The organism is Chryseobacterium sp. StRB126 (assembly GCF_000829375.1).
Taxonomy (GTDB): Bacteria; Bacteroidota; Bacteroidia; order Flavobacteriales; family Weeksellaceae; genus Chryseobacterium.
Genome location: NZ_AP014624.1, coordinates 2,304,099 through 2,325,879, shown reverse-complemented (window position 1 = coordinate 2,325,879; position 21,781 = coordinate 2,304,099). Strand labels below are relative to the sequence as shown.

At 34.4% G+C, this 21,781-nt stretch carries 17 protein-coding genes; all 17 read right to left on the bottom strand.

Annotation, left to right across the window (positions count from 1 at the left end; all coding sequences use genetic code 11):
- Positions 1 to 425 precede the first annotated feature (425 nt).
- The 17 genes from CHSO_RS10455 to CHSO_RS10375 all read right to left on the bottom strand — a co-directional run bounded on the left by CHSO_RS10455 (position 426) and on the right by CHSO_RS10375 (position 21,765).
- Complete coding sequence (locus CHSO_RS10455; RefSeq protein ID WP_045495662.1) at positions 426 to 2,180, bottom strand: hypothetical protein; 1,755 nt, start codon at positions 2,178 to 2,180, stop codon at positions 426 to 428.
- 10 nt (positions 2,181 to 2,190) lie between these two features.
- Positions 2,191 to 3,549, bottom strand: coding sequence for a PKD domain-containing protein (locus tag CHSO_RS10450; RefSeq protein ID WP_052480554.1), 1,359 nt, complete (start codon positions 3,547 to 3,549; stop codon positions 2,191 to 2,193).
- Positions 3,550 to 3,577: 28 nt separating this feature from the next.
- Positions 3,578 to 6,805: a hypothetical protein gene (locus CHSO_RS10445; RefSeq protein WP_045495658.1), complete on the bottom strand. Its 3,228-nt coding sequence runs from the start codon at positions 6,803 to 6,805 to the stop codon at positions 3,578 to 3,580.
- A gap of 11 nt (positions 6,806 to 6,816) precedes the next feature.
- Positions 6,817 to 8,940 (bottom strand): hypothetical protein, encoded by a 2,124-nt coding sequence (locus tag CHSO_RS10440; protein WP_144428898.1) that lies wholly within the window; start codon positions 8,938 to 8,940, stop codon positions 6,817 to 6,819.
- Positions 8,941 to 8,997: 57 nt separating this feature from the next.
- Entirely contained in the window at positions 8,998 to 9,528 is a 531-nt protein-coding gene (locus CHSO_RS10435; protein WP_045495654.1) for a hypothetical protein, read from the bottom strand.
- Positions 9,528 to 10,043, bottom strand: coding sequence for a hypothetical protein (locus CHSO_RS10430; RefSeq protein WP_045495648.1), 516 nt, complete (start codon positions 10,041 to 10,043; stop codon positions 9,528 to 9,530). Before CHSO_RS10430 ends, CHSO_RS10435 begins: the two co-directional genes overlap by 1 nt.
- Before the next feature lie 2 nt (positions 10,044 to 10,045).
- Complete coding sequence (locus CHSO_RS10425; RefSeq protein ID WP_144428897.1) at positions 10,046 to 10,900, bottom strand: ADP-ribosyltransferase domain-containing protein; 855 nt, start codon at positions 10,898 to 10,900, stop codon at positions 10,046 to 10,048.
- Positions 10,887 to 11,444 carry a hypothetical protein gene (locus CHSO_RS10420; protein WP_045495645.1) on the bottom strand — a complete coding sequence of 186 codons (558 nt, stop codon included), beginning with the start codon at positions 11,442 to 11,444 and terminating at the stop codon, positions 10,887 to 10,889. The genes CHSO_RS10425 and CHSO_RS10420 overlap by 14 nt, the downstream gene beginning before the upstream one ends.
- A gap of 117 nt (positions 11,445 to 11,561) precedes the next feature.
- Positions 11,562 to 12,008, bottom strand: a complete 447-nt coding sequence (locus CHSO_RS10415; protein WP_045495643.1) for a hypothetical protein — start codon at positions 12,006 to 12,008, stop codon at positions 11,562 to 11,564.
- Between the two features lie 10 nt (positions 12,009 to 12,018).
- Positions 12,019 to 12,408 (bottom strand): hypothetical protein, encoded by a 390-nt coding sequence (locus tag CHSO_RS10410; protein WP_144428896.1) that lies wholly within the window; start codon positions 12,406 to 12,408, stop codon positions 12,019 to 12,021.
- 4 nt (positions 12,409 to 12,412) lie between these two features.
- The gene (locus tag CHSO_RS10405) at positions 12,413 to 13,399 is read right to left on the bottom strand and encodes a hypothetical protein (RefSeq protein ID WP_045495639.1); all 987 of its coding nucleotides are present in this window, start codon (positions 13,397 to 13,399) and stop codon (positions 12,413 to 12,415) included.
- The gene (locus tag CHSO_RS10400; RefSeq protein ID WP_045495637.1) at positions 13,380 to 13,775 is read right to left on the bottom strand and encodes a hypothetical protein; all 396 of its coding nucleotides are present in this window, start codon (positions 13,773 to 13,775) and stop codon (positions 13,380 to 13,382) included. Before CHSO_RS10400 ends, CHSO_RS10405 begins: the two co-directional genes overlap by 20 nt.
- A gap of 159 nt (positions 13,776 to 13,934) precedes the next feature.
- Positions 13,935 to 14,912, bottom strand: a complete 978-nt coding sequence (locus CHSO_RS10395; RefSeq protein WP_045495635.1) for a hypothetical protein — start codon at positions 14,910 to 14,912, stop codon at positions 13,935 to 13,937.
- A 1-nt stretch (position 14,913) separates the two neighbouring features.
- Complete coding sequence (locus CHSO_RS26240) at positions 14,914 to 15,339, bottom strand: hypothetical protein (protein ID WP_232509177.1); 426 nt, start codon at positions 15,337 to 15,339, stop codon at positions 14,914 to 14,916.
- A gap of 6 nt (positions 15,340 to 15,345) precedes the next feature.
- Positions 15,346 to 16,332 carry a hypothetical protein gene (locus tag CHSO_RS10385; RefSeq protein ID WP_045495633.1) on the bottom strand — a complete coding sequence of 329 codons (987 nt, stop codon included), beginning with the start codon at positions 16,330 to 16,332 and terminating at the stop codon, positions 15,346 to 15,348.
- The gene (locus CHSO_RS10380) at positions 16,332 to 17,234 is read right to left on the bottom strand and encodes a hypothetical protein (protein WP_144428895.1); all 903 of its coding nucleotides are present in this window, start codon (positions 17,232 to 17,234) and stop codon (positions 16,332 to 16,334) included. Before CHSO_RS10380 ends, CHSO_RS10385 begins: the two co-directional genes overlap by 1 nt.
- 4 nt (positions 17,235 to 17,238) lie before the next feature.
- Positions 17,239 to 21,765 (bottom strand): fibronectin type III domain-containing protein, encoded by a 4,527-nt coding sequence (locus CHSO_RS10375; RefSeq protein ID WP_084220963.1) that lies wholly within the window; start codon positions 21,763 to 21,765, stop codon positions 17,239 to 17,241.
- Between the last annotated feature and the right edge of the window lie 16 nt (positions 21,766 to 21,781).

Here is a 21,781-nt window from a genome sequence, read left to right as displayed (position 1 = left end):
TAATCTGCATTGTAAGTTATTTTCAATTCAATAAAATTATATTTTAGTTAAGCTATCGAATTAGAGATAGGAGTCAATAAGAAATTTATGATTTCAAATAAGCTTTAAAAAAATAATGCAAGCTATAATTATAAACTGTCGATAATGACCTCCAATTAATAACGGCATGGACATTCCTTAAATGAAGGTTAAAAAACGTCTACTCAGTTCTACAATAAAGCTTTTCATTTAAACCAAATTCACTTTTTTTGATAAAAAGATCCAACAATAGTAATTGATCTTGTTTGAATGACTTATTATGAAAGTTTATAAACTTTTATATGCTTATCTTCAAATTTTATTATATGTTATTAGAAAATATAAGAAACTGTTAATTAAAAATATTGCAACATCTTAAACTCTTTTTACTTTCAAAATTTTTGTCACTAAAAACTATAGTTATACCCCACCGTACAGGTCATCTCATTTAAACTTGGGTTTTCGATAGCCTGATCGGTTTTTCTAAACATTTGAATAAAGTTAAGATCAAAACTATGTCTCTTCCATGGAATATAATTAGCTCCAAGCCTGAAATTAGTCACATTAATATTCGCAGTAGCACTTCCGGAGTGGTTATAAGATACTCCCACACTGGTTTTCAGCTTATCTTCTTTAAGGAAAGCTTTGGTAACCGTTATGGCAGGTCCCCAGATACTTGAAGTCTGAGAAGCAGCATAGGTATGTGTATAATTAAATGTAGTTGCAATATTCATTTTCTTTTCAGGGAATCCTAAGCTATAATTTACATTAGCATTATGGAATCTCGATAAACCTCCCCTTCTTACAATCCCGTTTTCTCTGTTTACCATATCATTCAGGGAATAATTGATATTAATATTCTGTACTTTTTCTTTGGTACTGGAAATAACATAATTCACATTGATATTGGTATTCTGCGAAATCTGCTTATAGTCAATAGAATCTTTTGGCTGCTGAATCAACATTGGATTGTTATTGATATTATTAAACTGATTTAGCTGCTTATTCGTAAACATGGTAAAGTTGGAATAACTTGCTGTAATCATAAGTTTATCAGAAGCCCTCAGGTTGGCATTGACGGCTCCTACCCAACGGCTGGTCTGTTTAAACTTCTGCCCATCCAGATTATCACGCTGCCTTCCTATGTTTCCGGCAAGTGATAGCTTGTCTTTCCATAAGGTGAAAGCGGTATTCAAAGTAATATTTTCCAGGTCATTATTGAAATAATAGGCTCCCAGCGTTCTGTATCCGGGATCAATTCTTTCATATCTTACCCCAACCATTCCTTTCTTAAGTTTAAGATTAACTCCTCCGTTATAAGCTGAATAACTCTGCATAGAGGAATTAGAAGAGAGAAATTTGGAAGCCACTCCTTTTTTTATTGCCCCTTGGGAGGTAGCTCTCAGATCTTCCACTAATGCCGTATTAGCATATTCTCCATAGACCTCCAGGTTTTTATCAATCATAAAACTTCCGGTCATGGATAAGACAAGATTTTCCTGTGGAAGAACTCCTTTTCCATCCGGAGCAACAGATAGAGAACCTAAATCGTCTTTGGCATAGAACCCTATCAAACCAAGCCTATACCTTTCTTCCTCCCATCTGATATGGGCACCATATCCCATTCTACGATAAGCAGGAATTGTATTTGGATTTCCGTCATCTTCAACGGCTTTATTCAGTCTACCTGTCATCACGGCAACCTTTAGAGGGATATTGGGAGTAAGCTCCAATCCTGCCCCGGTAAACAGTAATCCGTTAAAGGTATAAGGTGTAAAAGTCATATTGGCATCTCCAATATAAGCCTTTATCCATTTGTATTTGGGAGCAATACTCAATCGGTTAAATTTGAACGGAACCTGATATCCTAGCTGGCTTCCCTGATTGGTAAAGCTGTAAGAAATAGGCATACTCCATCTGTAAAGTCCGAGATTAAGATTTCCATTTAAAAAATAGGTAAATGGAGCTCTGCTACTGTAAACGTTAGAACTGTAGAACACAGAATTCGCTGAAATCCCACCACTGATTTTAAAAGGATTTTTCTTCAGTTCTTCCATCGTTCTTTTTCCTATGTTCTCTAAATCTACTTCCTGAGCTTTATTCAACATAAAAATTGAGGTTAAAAGCAACAAAACAGTGCTTTTTGTATAAATTTTCTTCATATCAAAAGCTTTAAGGTTGTTTTTGTACTTTAATATCCACGACTACATAAGAATTGGGTCCATTGGTTACAAAATTCTTGATTTTGATGGCTCCTTTTCTTCCGTCTGCTGTTTGGAACAGAACAACTCTTGGCACTATAGAATTGTTGAATGGAGCTTTCCCGGCATTGGTTTCTGCAACATTGATGGAAGAGAAATTATTTCCGGAATCCAAGGTATCAAAACCTGATGGAGAGAGTTGTACCCCTACAGATTCCTGTGAATTGATGACTTTAGTATGAGAAGCATTAGGAATGGCTATGAAACCTGTATTCTGAACTTCATCCGGTGCTACAAACTGGTTATACAAAAATGTTGAATTCAGACCAAAGAAGGCAAAATCTATTTTGGAACCATTAATCTGGTTTACTTCTCCCTGTTTAATCACTTTTCCTAACTCAGATGAGAAAAAGCATCCCACAGCAGCATGAGCACTGTTAATTCCCAATTGAATATCACTGAATGACAATAAATTGGCATCTGGCAGTACAGTTACCTGTTTTTGCAATGTTTTGGTTTCTTTATCATTGGTAGATTTCAATATAATGGTATAGGTTCCCGCTGCAGGAAGCGTAACATCCGGACTAACTTGGGTTGAGACCGCCGGAACTCCACCTGCAATGGTCCATTCATAGGATGAAGCATTGGTTGACAGATTATTAAGATGAAGCAACACAGGAGCCTGATAATCATTATCAATAGCATCCACAGACCAATTGAAATCTATTGTCATAGCAGGTTTTACATTGACCGTTTTCTGTATAGAATATGTTTCCAGACCATTGGAAACAGTCAGCTTAATCACATGATCTCCAGGGGTTGTAAATACTACATTCGGATTTTCCTCATTTGAAGTAGCTGGATTTCCACTCTCAAATTCCCAAAGATATTGGGTAGCTCCTAAAGATTTATTCACCATTTTTAAGGTAACCGGAGAAATATCGCTTCCCTGCATCTGCCAATCGAAATCAACGATTACTGCTGCATCTGCCTTCACTTCAATCTCTTTGGTATCAACATTTCCATCTTTGTTGGAAGCTTTTAATTTTATTTTATAAACACCCAGATTGGCATACGTTATAGGCTGCGGACTTTTTTCAGCAGAACTAGTGACTGATGCTCCTTCAAATGACCATTCATAAGTATCTGCACCTGTAGATTTATTAGTGATTTCTACTTTTACAGGAACAGAAAAATCATTATTGACCACTTTTATACTAAAATCAGCCTTTACAGGTATGCTTTCTTCTACGGCGCAGGCATTAAACATCCATGCACAGGCAACCATAAGGAGAAGGCAGACTATGTTTAGTTTTTTGTGAGTTCTCATTTGTTTTTATTTTTTGTCATCATGGTTATTATTGTACAAGCATTCTTTTTACCAGCGCCTCACTTCTTGTTTCTAATATGATAAGATAGGTTCCTGCCGGAAGTGAAGTGCTATATGGGATTGTAAAGTAGGTAGATGAAGGCATATCGACTGCAGGATAGGCTTCATGAGAAACCATATCAACAATTCTTACTTTTATAGGTGCTGCTATATCAAGTCCTACCAATACCTTGAATACTCCTTTATTTGGATTAGGAAGAATGGTAAATTCTCTTACATTGGAAGCTTTTACCGGATTGGTATTGATCCCTGATGTATTTTCTTCCACAACAACTTTTTTATAAAATGTTTTTACACATTCACCTTGAAATCCTTTCAATCCGATTTCATAAGAACCTGTTTTAAAGAATTTCAATTCCAGAAATTCATCTGTTTTATTAAGAACCTGGATATCTGGTGTATCAGGAATAATCCATTGTACTTTTTCAGGTTTGGTTGGTGAAGTATTGACAAGCACTACGGTTGACTCAGTATATGCATGGGTTGTCAACATCAACTGCGGATTTAAAACATCCATGGAATTTTTAATAACAACCGTATCCGTTGCAGTACAACCATTAGAATCCGTAATCAAGACAGTGTAGGTTCCTGCTTTGGATAAGGTAACAGACGCATTTGTAGAAATCACTGTTCCACTCTGGTCTTTCCATTGATAGGTTGCTCCAGCTTCATTGATATCAACATTATAAGTCTGAGTATCTCCCAAACATAAGGTAATATCTGCCCCTAAGTCTACTTTAAGCTGAGCAGGATCTGTAAGGGTATAGTTTCTGAAAATACTACAACCATTGGCATCTGTAACGGTCACATTATAAGCTCCCGCCGCAATACCAGTATTATTTAATCCTACTGTTCCATTTGACCAAACAATATTATAAGGAGCCTTCCCTCCTGTTACATTAATTTTAATCTCACCGTTGGCTGCTCCAAAGCAAATTGGGTTTGTTACTGCAAGATCGTTAATCAACAACTGATCCGGGCCTATAATCTGAGTACTGCCACTAACTTTACAATTTTTAGAATCGTTGACCAACACAAAGTAATTCCCTGCTGATAATCCTGTTACCGTAGGAGTTGTGTCATTGGTATTCCATTGATAAGAATATGCTCCTGTACCGCCGGTAGCATTTACAGATACTTGACCACTGCTTTGGTTATAGCATGTAATTGTACTTGCTGATAAGGTAATGGCTAATTCCGCTGGAAATACGAGTGTAAATTGAGCATCTGTCATATTATTGTTTGCATCTTTTACAAGAACCTTGTATGTTCCGGTTGTAAGATTCCCCAATGTAGACTGTGTAGCTCCTGCAATATTCTGGAAAAGACCACCATTCTGAATCTGCCATTGATAAGTATATGTTCCTACTCCTCCAGCAACTACTGCTTTCAGAGTACCATCCTCGGCTTCATCCGGTGTACCGTTTCCATTAAGGTCTGCCTTATATTGATAATCATTGGCAATATTACAGGATATCTGTTTTTGAACTTCAATATTGGAAACTAATGGTAATGGCTGATCGATGATAAACTCCTGAGAAATAATTCCACAATTTCCAAGCTGGCTTGAGGCACTGGAATAGTTTTTATCTTTTACCGTTACATAATATTTCCCTGCCGAAAGTCCATCAAGTTTAATGGTAAAAGGATTATTTACGGCATCTATTGTGATTCCTGTAGTGATCAAAGCTCCATTGGCTGCATCTTTTCGCCATTCAAAATCATAGGAACCATCGGCTTTAGGAGTTCCGCCAATAATTCTTACGGAAATATATCCATTGCTCAATCCATATCCTGTTGGTTGAGAGATCTCAGTTTCAGATGTTGGAATGGCTATTGCCGCTGCAGGCTGAGTGATGGTTATCGTAACTTCTTTTTCATTACCATTTTCTTTTGCTACACAAAGATTAGAATCTCTTATTTTAATTTTATAAACACCTGCTGCCAGATTTTGTATTTGAGTATTTGTGCCGTTACTAAAATTTGTCCAATCAAGATAAGGCTGATTGTCTTTGGTTATTTTATATTGAAACTGATTTTGTCCGCCTCCGGCTGTTAATGCAATTATCCCATCATTTCCCTGAAAGCAATATACATTCGTTTGGGAAGTCATGGAAAAGGTAACTGGAGTTGGCTTTACAATCTCAAAACTAATGGTATGATTAGCTCCATCTGTATAAGTAGCATTAGATTCATAAGTTCCCAGCATATCCAATTTATATTTTCCCGGAGGAAGCCCCTGGAGAGTATATGATGTACTGTTCTGAAGTTCATTCGTAATATCCTGATTCAAAACAGCAGCTCCTGTATCTGTATTTACCAATGATATTTTCAGGGTCTCACCAGATACTAATGCTCTGTCAAAGTTTAAAACAACACTTCCGTCTGTTGAATCAAAACACTTAACAGGAGACACTGTACTTGAAAGAATATGTGGTGCAGATTTATAATAAGAAAATGCTATAATATTGGATGTTGAAGGTGAATTGGTACAATTCTCCATATTCACACGGATGTAAATTGTTTTACCAAAATCATTGTCTGTAAGAAAATCTTTTCCTTTTAGATGAAGCACCGGAACATTATTAAACTGTGTAGGAAACGGGGTGAAATTATTGCTATTTCCTACCGAAAACTCCCAGTTATAATATTGATTATCTATATTATCCGGTAAAGTAATTGTTAAAAACTCTTCTCCCGAGATGTTCACATTATTTCCGGTAGGGGTATTTAACGTTACAAAGGGAACGGATTTTATGATCACATTTCCTGGGAAATGGCGTTCAATCTGTTCAAATTCCGAAAAGTCATAGTTTCTGTTCATGCATTCAGAAATTGGGGGATTCCCTTCATTCTCATAGGATGAACAACTAAGATTACCTCTTCTGTTGGTTGTATGGATACTCAGTCTTGTTATCTTATTCTGTTTGGTGTAAAAAATATTATCATATTGTATAGGCGCATTATAAAATGTTTCCCCTCGAGTACCATAAGAACCGAATATGTTCTGATTGTTTCCATTCTGATAAAATGCAGTAATCCACTGCAGTCCCCTGAATGTACCACAGCTTTCGGATCCTGCAAGCCCTACCTGTCCATTTAATGAAAGCTTGTACTTTGCATCTCCTGAAATGCTTGTTTGGGCAGAAACTAGGGCGCTTGCCACAATTAGCAGTAAAAATAAAATTCTTCTCATTTGTTTTGTGTTTAGTATTCGACGGTTATTTTTTCAGTCTTTGCTACTTGATTATTTTTCAGCATTGGCTTTAGTAAATAAGTGTAAGCATTTCCTACCTGGATTGACCTGTCTTCCAAAAAGTTCTGTCTGCCTGTCAATGTTCCCCAGAGACTTGGTTTTTCAGTCCCTTTCTGACGATAAACAATGATCTCTCCTACATTATCTCCACTGATCTTCCAGTTCAGTTCAATCTGCGCTTTACTTTTGCTGGCAGAACCGGATAGATTGGTAAGGATAGACTGTGGTTCAAAGCTGTTGCTTCTTAAGGTCATTTCTTGGGATTTATCTGACTTTAGCTGGCTTTTGTCTATTGCAAGCATGTAATAGGTGTACTGCTTGTTAACTTCCACATCTTTATCCGTGTACACATAGTCTGGCTTGATCTCTTTAGTTTCATAGATCATCTTCCAGCTTTTATCTTCTGAATCTTTGGCCTGCCTGTATAACTGGTGGGAAGCAACATCGTCACTATGACTCTTCAACCAATGCAGGGTTATTTTTCCATCATCTTCCAATTTATATTCTGTGAAAACAGGGGCTTGTGGTCTCACCTTATCAGGTTTTTCCAGCTCAAGGATGATGGATGGTTTTGATTGATTTTTACGTCGGTCTGTTGCTGTGATATAATAATACACCTTAGAATTCAGGTTCTCCAATACGACTTTATCTTCAAACTTATTTTTGGTGATGGCTTGTGGAGTAAGTCTTACCAATTCATCTCCTTTTTGAATTCCTCTGAAAACATGATAGCCTTCAATATCCTTTTCCGTATTGGCTTTCCATTCCAGATGAGCAACTCCCAAAGAGTCTATTCTTCCTTTAAAACCTATTGGCGTTTCGGGAGGCGTTATATCGTTAGGTTGTGCCAGTACGGAAAAAGATTCACGTTTGTCTCCACCTTTTCCAACAGCCTGTATTTTATAATAATTGGATGGCGCAAGGCTTTTGGTCACCAAATTTCTTGTTGTAACCGGAATTTTATTTTTGATTGTTTTATAACTGTTCTGGGCATCGGTTTCAGAATGTAATAGCTCAAAGGAAGCAATATCCTTTTCAGCTTCTTTAGAAAACTCCCATTCTAAGGCAATACTTTCATCTTCCCTTATACTAAGTTCTGAAATCCTTGGTGTGGCTTCCATGCTCTTTTTACCGGCACCGGAAACAATATCAGAATAAGGCCCATAGTCCCCAAAAATAGTTTTTCCACGAATTCGGTAACTGAATTTTGCATTGTTCTGCTTCAAAGAGTCTACAAAGACCATTCCCTGAGTCTGTCGGCCATCATTATCATTCATATTCATTACCGGAAGGTCTCCCAGTTCTTTAAAAGCAGTTCCTTCCTGAGCTCTCTCCACATAATAAGCGGTATAAGTCTCACGAAGCTGCAGATACTCCCAGGATAATGTTACGGTCTGGTCTTTAAAAATGGCAATAAAGTCTAATGGTTTAGGCAATTCGTTGGTAACAGCAATAGAAGCCAATGCTTCTCCTTTTACCGGCAGGATATTTATGGATTTACCATCCTGAATTGTGCTTACCATGTACAGATACCTTTCATTAGGTTTTACATCGGTATCGGTATAGCCCCATCCGGCAAGTTTAGCAACCTCGAAATCCAGATCGGCAGCCATAAGGGCATAGGCAAAACGCTGCTCAATCTCAGCAGATTTATTGACTACTCCTTCAAGTTTACCTTGCTTCTCTCCCATTTCCACCTCAAAGCTATCCCCGAAAAGTGACTGAGCCACAATGGCTGCATTATCATTTTTCTCTACTACTTTCTTCCACTCATTTTCTGATGCGGCTCTGAAAATTCCAAGGTCTTTTTCTTCAGGTTTTGTAAGGACTTTTCCATTTCTGGCCAGGACATATCTTTTCAAAGAAAATCCAGTTTTATTAGCCCTCTGCCATGCCAAGGGCTCGTCTACCGCCCATCTCAGCGATATCCGGTCTTTCTTTGCATCTGTTTTAAGACGTATATGAGGGGTAACAGGTTTGTCGGCATCTTTTTGCTGTCCCCTTACAATACTGCATAACAGCATTGTAAAAAGCAATAAATATTTCTTCAATGTATATTGTGTTTTTATGTTCATTATTTTGTTTTGGTTATTAGTTTTTTTTGTTTGATTTAGTTTTAAAAATTCTAATTGTCAATCTATTGATTTTATACTTTCAAAATTTAATTGAGCGATTTCTAATTTACTTTCAAAATAGAGAATATTCACTTTCTTGATAAAATACTCTTCTAATTCACCATTTAAACAATCATAAATTATATATTTTATTCTATCATAAAATAAGTTTTTAATTTCTCTGGGATTTCGAAAGAAATCTATATATTTTTTTTGTAAATATAGATGTGCTATTAATCTCGTAATTTGAATATTAGATTTTTTCGTTTTTTTCAAATTTCGCAGTATTAAGTTTATAGCTTCTACTAAATCCAATATGCTATCTTCATAATTAAAAAGACCTAATCTAAAACCTTCTGTTTTTTTACTTGATTTCGATCTATAAAGCCTCTGCAACTGTTTTTCTTTACTACTCATATTATTCCAACGTTCATCAGTATCTATCCCATTAGAGTAAAATTCATTATTTAACCATACAAATTCTTCTTTTAGATTTTTATATGGACCTAAGTAATTTGAATAATTTTCTTTAATATTCTCCCAATCCATTATCTTTCTTCATTCATTATCCTTTGCATTATATAAACCTTTCTTTCTAAGTATAAAATATTTACTTGTTGAGAAAAATAATCTTCAAGGTTAGAGTTTAAGCAATCATAAATAACATTCTTTAATTCCAATAAAAAAAGTTCTTTTATATCTTTTGGATTTCTATAAGCGTTAATTTTCTTTTTCGTTAATAACAAGTAAAGCTTAAGCCTGCACACCCTTAAATCACTATGAGCCATACTATCAATATTTGCTAAAGATTTTTCTATTGCTTCATATAAATCAATTATACCATCTTCATAATTAGAAAAACCTAATGTATAATCTATAGACCTCGAAATAACCTTTAATCTTACTATCCGCTTTATTTGTTTTTCTTTATCAGACAGTTCAATCCAAGATACATTATTATCAAAATTATCTTCCTTAAATTTTTCTTTTAACCATAATACTTCGGATTCATCAACAGAAATGAAATTTTGATAAACAGTTAATATTTTATTCCACTCATTCATAATTAAAGTTCTTTAATTTTATATATTAATACATTTGGTGTTTTTGGATTACTACTAGGCTTTATTTCAATAATTTTATATTTTGTATGTGGTTTAAATAATATTTCCGATTCAGAATTATTTATTGGTTTTAAATCAATACCTGTTTTCGATTCAATCTCCCAGATAACATCTCCTTTACCGAAATTTCTAAAATTATCTGCAACATATTCTTCTGCTGACGTTGATGTAAACCTGCCTTTAAAATCAAACTCTTCTCCAACATTTATTTTTTTTGCAAAATCAGATTCGGCTTTTCCTGCTCCTCTAAAAACAGTACCGTTATACTTAGGTAATTTAGATTGTGCAGATTCCATGAGTTTTTTAATTTCCTTATACTCTGATGTCATAGGGATTTCACCAGCTAATGCTTTATTAAAATCACTATAATAATTATCTTGTATAAATAATTTTAAAGACGCTTCCTCGGCTATTGTTATTTTATCTCCGAATTTTCTTACATGAGATCCATTTTCTAACGGCTCATATATTTGTTTAAATTTGGGATTTTTTAATAAATTACTAAAATCCTCCAAACTACCTGTTCCTTTCCACTTCTTATACCCACCTGCTTTTTCAATTGCACTCAGGTTTTTAGAAACCAGGTTCAGTTCATCTGCATTTTTTCTTAATGCAGGAGCTTCCTCTGCCAGGATCTGCCATGCCTTGAAGCCATCTTCTTCATTAACAATACTTTTAAAGACTGCATTGCCTTGAGACAGATCGTTTACAAAGTCATCAAAATTGCAGGACTGTGCAGAAAAAAGATTAATAAGCAGCAGTCCTATTACCGTTAACAAGTTTCTATACCACATCATTTATGAAGTTTTTATTTTCCAGGCTGTACTCCAGAGTTTGGGCTTCTCCTGTTAGTTTATCTTTGTATAAAAATTTAACGTTATCCCCTTGTCGCCACATTTTTTCAAATTTCAGTTTCTCGAAGGGATATGTTTTTTGCAGCAGCTTTTGCTCTTTCAGATCCACTACCCAAACACTACGCTGTCTTAGGACAAAAAGTTTATCGCTCCAGAAGTTGTTTTCAATAAAAGTATTATTTGTTCCTATCTCTGCATCATACTTTTTCAAGCTAAGATCATGGGTATTCATGGTGATCAGGCCATAAGGGATAAATACAAATGCTCCATCTCCGGATTCAAGTTTAAATTTTTCTAAATCTGCTTCCAGTCCACATCCTTTTCCTTCATAGTCTAAAAGAGGATTCATCAACAAATTATCATCAACATATAACCTGAATCTCCATAAAGTAAATCCATAAAAGGGTTCATCAAATTCTGTTGCAATCAGTTTGATGTTTTTGAATTTAGATTCAAAAGTGTGAGGTTTATCTAATGCTAAGGACATAAAATGTTATAATGTATTTGTGCTTTCAAACGCATAAGTTTCCGTATTAAAAATTAAAGTATCATTCTTATCAAGCTCTTTATCTTTATATAAAAAATATATTTTGTTTTTTATAATCTACATTTTTTCAAATACTAATTTTTGATAAGAATAAATCTCTTCAATAAATCTATTCTTTACCATGTCAACAATACAAATGACTCTTTGGTTTAAGACGATAAGAAAATCATTTAAAAACAGATTAGAAATAAATTTATTATTATAATTCTCAATTGTTTTATCATATTTTTTGAGCTCCTGATTTTCAGTATTTAATACTAAAAGACCATATGGAATGAATACAAACTTTCCATTTGATGATTCTAAAACAAAATTTTCAAGGTTTTCCGGGAGTCCAAAAAACTTATTCTCATAGTTTAAATACTCATGGTGAAATACTACACCATTTATATATAATCTACATTTCCAAATTTCATATCCGTAATGAGGCTCATCCAGCTCCGTTGTTATAAGCTGAATATCATGAAATTTGGATTTAAAAATATGTAATTGATTTAATTGCATTTTAAATAAATTAACTTAACCAAACACCATGTAAATAAATTGACTCAAATGATTTTGTCCCTCCGAGACTATATATAACAACAAAGCCATTCTCTCTAATTATATAAAATCTTTCGGAAAAATGAGATTTTGTAGAACATCTAAGCCCTCTCTCATTATCAATTAATAACAAATTATATCTTTCAGATATTGCTTCTAACTCTTTCGAGTCAAAATTTTGTCCAACTTTTAATTCTTTAGCAGTATCAAATAGTTTTATTTTGTCATGATTAACTATAATAAAAGCTTTTGAATAATCATCATAATTCAAAGATGTTAACCAATTATCATATGTCTTATCAACAACTATTTCTTTTATACCATCATAAAATATGAAGTTTTCTATGCGTTTTGTATCCATAATTTTAATTTTCTTTCTCAAAAACAAATAAGATCTTATCCTGTGTATGAAGATAAATCTTTTCATTTTCTACCTGAATAGTCCCTATAATACAATGTTCTTTGGACAGTCTTTCATACCATAATATTTTCAAACTCACAGCATCTAATGCTCCAAATATTGCTCCTCTACTTCCAGAGTGCATATCTACTTCTCCTGATTGAGTAAAATAAATGATACCATTCTTTATAAACCATCTGGGAAAAAGCAAACGCTTTATTTCTGTAGATTCAAAAATATCGGTTATAGTATAAGTGGCTACTTCTTGGTTTTCTGTATTAAGAATAGAGATGTGGTCAGGGCTTAAAAAATAAAGATTGTCTCCTTCTAAAATCATCTGACCATATAATCCTCGATATTCTTTTACAACATTACCTGTCGAGATATCAACAATACAATTGTTAAAAATATCATTAGATAACGCATTTATAAATAATTTATCTTTATATAATAATATTTCCTGAGAAAAAAAACTGTCAGCTGAATTAAAAAAATCTAAGTTTCTAAGTTTCCAAATAGTAGTATTATTAAAAAAATCATAGCAATCTATTTGATGTTCAGAATAATTAACAAAGTGGTTATTTTTTATAAAAGTTACACTGCTATTATCAAAATAGTTTTGCTTCCATTGTATTTCTTTCATTTGAATATTATATAATAATAAATCATTTCCGGAAAATAAGGTTAATTTATTATTTGATATACTGCTATAATAATATCCTTCCAATTCTCCAATTATAGTAACAACATTATTTCGAGGATCATAATAAAAGTTTTTCCCAGAGAATATTAAATCCTCTACCAAATATATAACACTAGAAGGAAATTCTATTGAAGTTATTTCATCTTTAGTTAGCTCATAATATAGTCTATCATTTGAAATCCAGTATAGTTTTTTATCACTAATAACAAAACTTCTTACATCATCTATTTTATTTAAAAATTTTATCATAAGTACTTTCCTGTTTAAATTTATTTATCAAAAAATCAACAAAGTTGCCCTCATTAATTTGAATTGCGTGTTGAGGAAATAATTTCTTTACTTTTTCAACTCCAAGCTTTTCAATATTACTTCTATTCTCTGTGAGCCAATCTACCAATTTATCTTTAGTAAGATTAGTATTTTTCATTCTCCATTGTATCTCATCTAAAGAATTGGCTTTAAACAAATCCCTTTCTATAAACTGTTTTTTTATCGTACCACTCGTAATACTCCCCGGACCAGATTTGTATTCTATCATAAGATCTGTACCGGCTCTGCTACATCCTTTGCATACCAAATCTATAAAAGAGAAGGTTTCTCTTGCATTTTCTACTGCTACCTCCATCGTAAGGGTTTTGCTGGCGAAGGCACTTTCTTGTCCTAAGTCTTGTATAATCCAGTGTACACCCTGTCTGTAATTACCATTAGCTCCTATAAGAATACTTATGGTAGCATTAAAATTCTCCAGTTTGGTATTGTTTCTTGTTGCTTGGATACTTCTATTTTATTCAAACACATATAAATTATTAAAATGCTTCCCCCTCAGATACAATTTACCTTCGTGATAGACAGGTGTATCAAAAAACTCGTCTTCTTCCTGTGGAAAATCTTGTAATAATTCTACTTGTTGGGTGCTGATATTAAGATAGCCAAATTTTTTATTTAATCCTCTACCACTCACAAACCAAAGTTTATCATCATAGATTTCATTTACATAAGGTTCTAGTTTATGCTCTGCTATCTCAGGTATTTCCTTTTCTAAAACCAATTCTCCGGTTTTAGGGTTAAATATCTGATAGGTGCTATAAAAACCATAATATAGCTGGTCTTTTTCATTAAATGCTGTTGCTTGTATAAATTGGTGCTCACTGGTTATTTTGTAGTGATTTTGCCATAGCACAGCTCCAGTTTCTATGTCCAAACCTGTTAATAATTGATTTTTTTGAAATTCATTATAGCCTGTAAAAAATAGTACATTATCAATTAAATGGGGCTTTCCATCAATATTGAAACCCTCTGGAAGAGAATATGACCAAAGTATGTCTTCATTTTCTAGTGAGCATATTTTAAATTTAGAGAAGTTAAATCCATCATATACCAATCGTATTTTTTCATTTATTAGAAATCCATAAAAATCTGAATATCGATGTAATTCTTGATTATTTTGGTAAATTGAAACATAATCATTTTCGTTCCCATCCTCCCAACGAATAGAATAAATAGCATCACTGAAAATACTCGCTCCAACAACACCTTCTTTTTCTATAGATATTAATTTCACGAAATTCAAATCATAAATATCAACATAATAGGTGCTAATATCACAAATGCATCTATTCGCTAAAACACTATATGGTTTCCCTTTAAAATTAAATTTTAAATCTCCCAAATAAACTGAATTATCAGATTTTTTAATTACAAGCTTACTAAACTCATTAAAATTAAAACTAACAATACCTTTAATCAATTGTACTAACTTCATATTATTTCAGTGTAAAAATATTATCAAAATTATCTTTTAAATGCTTTTTTAGCATTTTTGAAGTGGGGTTATCTATACCTCTTAGAAATTTAGCTGCTAAATCATCTGTCAAAGGCAAATTATCAATAGCATTTATCATATTTGTTCTAAAATTTGGAGGGTTTTTAGCCCCATTAAATATCCACTTGATTTGATCTAGGCTACTAGCATTGGTAAGATCTTTCATAAATTGTTCTGCAAAATGCCCCGGTGGCACATTAGATACTGATTTGAATTCATAAAAGATTTTTTTTGACTGATTGGATATATCTGTTACATCTACAAATCGTCCTCCAAGATCGTTGCTGATATATTCTTCAAATTTAATGGTCTTGTTGGCAAATTCATCAGCATTGTTTCCTATATAATTTACAATCCGCTCCGTCACATTTTTTTATTCCTTTTCATAAATAAATAATGTATTGTCTTGTGTATGAAGATAGATCCTCTCATTTTCTACCTGAATTGTCCCTATAATACCATGTTCTTTAGGTAAGCTTTCGTACCATAATATTTTCAAATTTTCAGTATCTAATGCTCCAAACACTGCTCCTCTAATTCCAGCATGCATATCTGCTCCCCCCGATTGAGTAAAATAAATGATACCATTCTTTACAACCCATCTGGGAAACAACAGACGCTTGATTTCTGTAGTTTCAAAAACATCGGTTATAGCATATGTGGTTACTTCTTGCTTTTCTGTATTAAGAATAGAGATGTGGTCAGGGCTTAAAAAATAAAGATTGGCTCCTTCTAAAATCATCTGACCGTATAATCCTGGATATTCTTTTATCACATTTCCTGTAGGAATATCCAGACAAATACATTTGGTAACTCCTTCTGAATGAACAATAAAATAAAGGTGACTTTTATACTTCACAAGTTCTCTTTGGCATTCTGTGGCAGGGGCATCTAAAAACTCTGTGAATTCTTTTGTCCATATTTCAGCACCAGAATCTAAAGAATAATTTCTTAGAAATTTTTCATCAGGATGAACTTGTATATAATAATCTTGAGAAAAGATCTTCTCACCATACACATATGGAAATGTTATAAGTTTATCTTTTTTGTTAATTACTATTTTCTCCTCATCTTCAGGAATAAAAACTTCATAATTGAAATTGCATGAAAGATAATAATTACTATCTTCTCCCAATTTCACCCCTTCTTCATCATAAATAGTACTCCTATTTCCATCAAAAACTATAATTTTCTTATCATAAGATTTTATAATATGAGTAGTAGATCTATTAGTATTAAGTTTAAATTTTTCCTCAAGGAAATTATTATAAAAAGTAATATTTTCATCTCCAAACTTTATAAATACGCTATCTTTATCAATCAGTAGTATACCCGAATTTCTATATTTAATTTCTTTCATTATTTAAAAATTTTAGAAAAATTGTTATCAACAAAATTATCTATCTGTACATCTGTTACAACATTTGATCTTTCATTTATTTTAAAATAGCCTTTATATTTATTAGAAAGTGAAATATCATTCCCTTGTATGATATCATTAATTGCATTCTTATTATCTTTTAACCAAGATTTCAAATTATCAGGAGATATATTGGTATTCTTTGTTCTCCACTGTATCTCATCTAAGGAATTGGCTTTAAACAAATCCCTTTCTATAAACTGTTTTTTTATCGTACCACTCGTAATACTCCCCGGACCAGATTTGTATTCTATCATAAGATCTGTACCGGCTCTGCTACATCCTTTGCATACCAAATCTATAAAAGAGAAGGTTTCTCTTGCATTTTCTACTGCTACCTCCATCATAAGGGTTTTGCTGGCAAAGGAACTTTCTTGTCCTAAGTCTTGTATAATCCAGTGTACCCCCTGTCTGTAATTACCATTACCTCCTGTAAGAATACTTATGGTAGCATTAAAATTCTCTAGTTTGGTATTGTTTCTTTGTAAAGTAGAACCTAGTTTATCTAAATCGGTTAGGATTTCATCATAGGCTGCAGGATTATAACCATTCACTCTTGCCAATAGTTCATCTGAAAATCCTAGTTCTCGCAATTTATTATTTTTAATGGCATTGCTATATGCCTGCAAAGCTTGTGTATTTTGTCTTAATCCGGATCTGCCAGCCTTATAAAGCTGTTCATACGCATACATGGCATCAGGAGCTGTATTCATAAAGCTTCTGAATTCTGCCGGGTTCTTATCAAAATCCTTTATCAATTCGCTAAACCAACACTGAGAAAATCCTGTCTGGTAAATAGCTAGGCAAAGAATCCATATCAATTTAAATAATATTCTCATCATGTTGTTAATTACAAATTACACCCGTTTTTATTTTGCTTCTATAATTCTTCCATGCACTGAAAAGTTCAGAGTTCGGTTTGCTAAGTTCTATTATGACAGCTTCATCTACTTTTGCAAAATCCTGTAGGAAAGTCTGTTTCAAGTCTCCTAACTGATCTACAAGATTCTTAAGATTTGGATATTTTGCTAAAAGAGCTTCTATCTGTCTAACATCTATAGCTAAAGACTGTAATGCTTTTTCAACCTGTGCTGTCTCTTTACTTGCCACACGGGTAATTTCCGCACCGGTTTCTGCATTTTTCAGGATGGTGTATGCTCCTTCTTCTGCTAATATTACTCCTTTTGCCGCTAATTGGGTTTCCAGTTTTATAATATTGGTTGTTAATGTCTGCGACACTTTTGCCAGTTCTGCTATTTTCCCAACTTTGGTTACCGCCCATTCGCCTCCTGTTATTACTAAAGGAATCACCATTACTGTAATCTGCCCATAACGGTACCAACAAAGATTTCCTACTGAACCATCTTTTAACTGGGTTTTATCACATTCCGTGAAATAATGTTTTATAAACTGATCACCTATTTCTATTCCCTTTTGTATCCCATCAACCTGAGCATTTAAAGGTGGAATCAGAATTACCTTAAGAGCTTCCACAGGAGTTGCGCTTCCTTTCTGAGCTATACTTTTCAGATTATTGTAATAATTGACAGGTGCCATAATCTGTTGCTCTGCTCCGGATTTCACAAGTGAAACAACTCCATTCACAATCTCTGCAACATCCACCGTAGCGATCACTTCATGCAACGCACCACCAATAAACTGATTAGTCTTAGAGCCATTTACAAATTTCTTCTCATCCGTCATACAGTATAATGTTCCAAATAGTCCTCTATAACCAATCACCCCCATCTCCATTACAATCTGCTCAGAACGTAATGCATTTTTATAAAGAGCTGTATTCTGTAATTTCTCAAGCCCAACATTAACGTACTCGTTGGTACAGTTCTCGTCCGGAGCCTTACCAATATCTGGTAACGCATTACTTAACCATTCCGGCAGAGTAAAGCTGCTCTTTATTTTTACTTTACCTTCTTCATCCATTATAGCAACTACATAGTTCGTTTGTTTAATAGCCTCTTCCAATTTTTGCTGGTAATCAGGGGATTTTTCATCCAAAATAGTAAACTTAACTTCTTTTTCAGGATACTTTTCCCTTAATTTAGAGGCTATTAGTTCATTAACCTTCTGTAAAGTTTCTTCTCTTGTTTCTGTACCAGTTCCATTATCATCACCATTTCCACCCATAGGGATCTGTTGGTTATCTGCACATACATTAATAGGCTTATTGTTAGGGGTAAGTATTGGATTACTTAAATCCTGAACTTTTCGATTCACCAGATAGTATATACATTTATTTTTCGTATCCTGAATGACAAGTCTAAAATAATAATCTCGGTTTTTATCTTCATAACGGTTCCTATAAATTCCTTTCTCAGAATTAAATTCTCCATTAGAATATTTATAAGTGATTCCATTTAATTTGAAACTATAAAGCATTCCATTTGGATATCCTCCATTATTATCACTCGCTACTAAAATTACATCTGAACTGTCTTTACCATCTGCTTTATCAAATTTAAATGGTTTATTATTTGGCATTATATAATTGAATTCAGTTGAAATACTCTCTCCACTACTCTGTCCCTGGAACGCATACAGCTTAAATGCCGGATCATTGACCTGCTTCCATTCCAGATGAGAAAGTTCTTCTCCTGAAGTATAATCCATCAATAGATTCGTTCCTTTTTCAGGAGTTCCATAGGCTTTCCAAGGATGTTCCAGCTTGAATACGCCGTGTCCTAATTCGTGGGCTCCTGTTTTGGCAGGGCTATTTCCATACACATAACCGAATTGGCCATTCAGACGCATATATCCACTTTGTCCGGTTGAAGATTTTTTATCTGTTACAAACAGTACATATCTTGCATCAGTTCCTTTGTACAGGCTATTGATCTGTTGCTGCTGAGGGCTGTAAGTACTCATCAATTCAGAATCTTTACTATCAATAGTATCTCTGCTTACTATAGCACTGATATCCAGAACAGGTTCCTGTTTCACATTGAATTTGACTCCAATTTTATTGTAAATCTGATTCAGTTTTGCGCTTTGTGCCTGCAGATTAGATTGTGAAGCGGCATCCAGCGGAACCAAACTCACGTTGATATCTTCAGGGTTCAGGTGTACAAGACGGAAGCTGCTGATTACTTTTTGCTTGGAATTACTGTCTTTTGGCATCAATACCGCAATCACCTCTTCCTCAGCATAATCAAATGTACCGGGAAGTTTTAACTGATAGTTTCTTTCTGTAGCTGTCTTATTAAGCTCTGTAGCTTCAATAGCTTTTCCTGTTCCTAAGGTTTTAAAGATAATTTTACCATCTTTAAGGGAAGGATCGGAAATACTTACTTTCGCATCAAACAGTTCTGTCTGCTTATTAACAGTAGCCTTATAAGGAACATATATGGTATTGTTCTCTGCATCTTTTACAGAAGGATATTTGGATGTCGGAAGCTTCGTTTTTTCCGGCGTATCATATGCAAACATACCAGCAGCATCTTCTTTCCATTCTATTTTGATTCCTTTGGCTGTATATTGATTGACAGCAGCATTACTTCCGCTTCCGGAGACTCCATCTGTATTGGTTGAATTGGACGCTCCTCCTTCAGCAACCTTGCCTGTTTTGGTAACATTCCCATTTTCATCTACCGTCCAGATATTTCCGTCTTTATCCTTAATTTCATAGTCTTTTCCACCCGGATAATCCTGCTGGCTTGGAGACCCACCATTACCAGAATCACCAAACACCGTGATTTTTCCCGGAGGTGGTGTTGCCGTATATTTAATATCTACAATCGTATAATCTACGGTAACCTCTTTTACTCCGGCATCACCAAAAGTTTCTCCCAGCCCGCCGGAAGCATAATGTACAGCTGTTTCAGTCGGATCGTAAGTGGTTTCAACAGTTCCTTCAATCAGTTTTTTATCTGTATTAAGCTTAATATTTGTAAAGCTTACCTTGATTTTTGTATCAGCTAAATAAGGAACTTCAATAAAGCCTGTTCCTGTATAAATACCATTGCTCCCCTGGGCTGATAATACCGTTACCGGAAAATCTCCGGCTGTAAATACTTCATTATTCCCCAGCATACTCTGCAATGGACTCTTATTGGCAATATCCACTGACGGCATGATACCGCACTGATAATTATTATTTGAAGAGCTGCCATCTGTTGTGAAAAACTGAATTCCACTGTAGCTATATGCATTTCCGGCACTATTTCCTGAAGTCGTTGGATTGGTATCTCCAAAGGTTTGAGTGCTTCCACAGACAGTTCCTACGCGATACTCATATTCTGTTTTATCTTCAAGTCCTGTAAGAATGGCTGTTGCCTGATAACTTTGCTGGGTAGCCCATTCTGCACTGCTCCCTTTTTTTCGGTATTGAACATTGTACAAACCACCCGGCTGTCCTGCAAGACTCCATCGGATCTCTGCTCTTCCTTTACCTATATTCTTAGCCATAAGCAAAGTAGGCACCGCACAATTCTCTACATAGTCGAAATAGAAAATTTCAGACAGTCCGTTATTTTTATAAACTCCGTTATCATCTGTAGAATTAGCACCTACTACAGGATTTCCTGATTTTGCCTGTACTTGCCATGCATATCTTTTACCCGGCATAAGCTGGGTTTTATCTATTCCATAATATAAAGTAGGTGCATAAGTTTCTTCTCTCCAAAGTGGAGGAGCTGAAAGGAAACCTGAAATAGGACTCTGCCCCTGATCCCAAAGCTCTTTTAATGTAAAAATATAGCGGGTGTTTGGAGCGATTTGTCTTGGCATCCATTGAAATACCACCCCTCCACCGCCTCCATAAGGAGCTAATGCCTGTATTTTTTCTGCATTTTGCGGAAGGGTAAGCATCGGTGGATCATATTGTACCATAAAAACGGTGGTACATGTTTTTGAAGAAAGATTATTCTTTGTATAATAATCATAAGCCTGGAAACAAAACTGGTATACTCCATCTGCCAGAGGCTTTGAGTATTGAACAGCATTAATGCCAGCAAGGTTTTGTAATTCAAAAAGAGAACGCAGATCTACATTCGTCAGGGTAATATTGTTTCCCGGATAAAGCGTGAAAGGATTCATCCCCACCACAAAATCATTAGATCTTGCAATAGGAACTGCATTGAGCCCTGCCTCCAGAGAAAATTTAATCCCCGTCTGATGCTGCGGTTCCAAAAGGTCGGTCATTAAAACCTGCAGCTGCAGCTTATTATCTGTACTGGTTGCATAATCTGCAAGCCTAAGACTATAAGGCGGAATAACCACAGGAACCAGCTTGACAGGATATTGCTGCCCCATCACTTTCACTGGCATAAGACCTGAAATCAACAGTAAAAATAATGCAATGACTTTTATAGAGTAATGCTGTCTTTTTAGATATGATTTAAAACAATCTTTAATCATGTTCTGTGTTTTTATA

What these genes read in the sequence shown, in the direction of transcription:
- CHSO_RS10445 (WP_045495658.1), bottom strand. Translation starts at nt 6,805, where the DNA reads ATGAGAAGAATTTTATTTTTACTGCTAATTGTGGCAAGCGCCCTAGTT.
- CHSO_RS10385 (WP_045495633.1), bottom strand. Translation starts at nt 16,332, where the DNA reads ATGAAAGAAATTAAATATAGAAATTCGGGTATACTACTGATTGATAAA.
- CHSO_RS10400 (WP_045495637.1), bottom strand. Translation starts at nt 13,775, where the DNA reads ATGGAGGTAGCAGTAGAAAATGCAAGAGAAACCTTCTCTTTTATAGAT.
- CHSO_RS10450 (WP_052480554.1), bottom strand. Translation starts at nt 3,549, where the DNA reads ATGAGAACTCACAAAAAACTAAACATAGTCTGCCTTCTCCTTATGGTT.
- CHSO_RS10410 (WP_144428896.1), bottom strand. Translation starts at nt 12,408, where the DNA reads ATGGATACAAAACGCATAGAAAACTTCATATTTTATGATGGTATAAAA.
- CHSO_RS10430 (WP_045495648.1), bottom strand. Translation starts at nt 10,043, where the DNA reads ATGAATGAGTGGAATAAAATATTAACTGTTTATCAAAATTTCATTTCT.
- CHSO_RS10380 (WP_144428895.1), bottom strand. Translation starts at nt 17,234, where the DNA reads ATGATGAGAATATTATTTAAATTGATATGGATTCTTTGCCTAGCTATT.
- CHSO_RS10455 (WP_045495662.1), bottom strand. Translation starts at nt 2,180, where the DNA reads ATGAAGAAAATTTATACAAAAAGCACTGTTTTGTTGCTTTTAACCTCA.
- CHSO_RS10435 (WP_045495654.1), bottom strand. Translation starts at nt 9,528, where the DNA reads ATGGATTGGGAGAATATTAAAGAAAATTATTCAAATTACTTAGGTCCA.
- CHSO_RS10415 (WP_045495643.1), bottom strand. Translation starts at nt 12,008, where the DNA reads ATGCAATTAAATCAATTACATATTTTTAAATCCAAATTTCATGATATT.
- CHSO_RS10375 (WP_084220963.1), bottom strand. Translation starts at nt 21,765, where the DNA reads ATGATTAAAGATTGTTTTAAATCATATCTAAAAAGACAGCATTACTCT.
- CHSO_RS10395 (WP_045495635.1), bottom strand. Translation starts at nt 14,912, where the DNA reads ATGAAGTTAGTACAATTGATTAAAGGTATTGTTAGTTTTAATTTTAAT.
- CHSO_RS10425 (WP_144428897.1), bottom strand. Translation starts at nt 10,900, where the DNA reads ATGATGTGGTATAGAAACTTGTTAACGGTAATAGGACTGCTGCTTATT.
- CHSO_RS10440 (WP_144428898.1), bottom strand. Translation starts at nt 8,940, where the DNA reads ATGAACATAAAAACACAATATACATTGAAGAAATATTTATTGCTTTTT.
- CHSO_RS10405 (WP_045495639.1), bottom strand. Translation starts at nt 13,399, where the DNA reads ATGATAAAATTTTTAAATAAAATAGATGATGTAAGAAGTTTTGTTATT.
- CHSO_RS10420 (WP_045495645.1), bottom strand. Translation starts at nt 11,444, where the DNA reads ATGTCCTTAGCATTAGATAAACCTCACACTTTTGAATCTAAATTCAAA.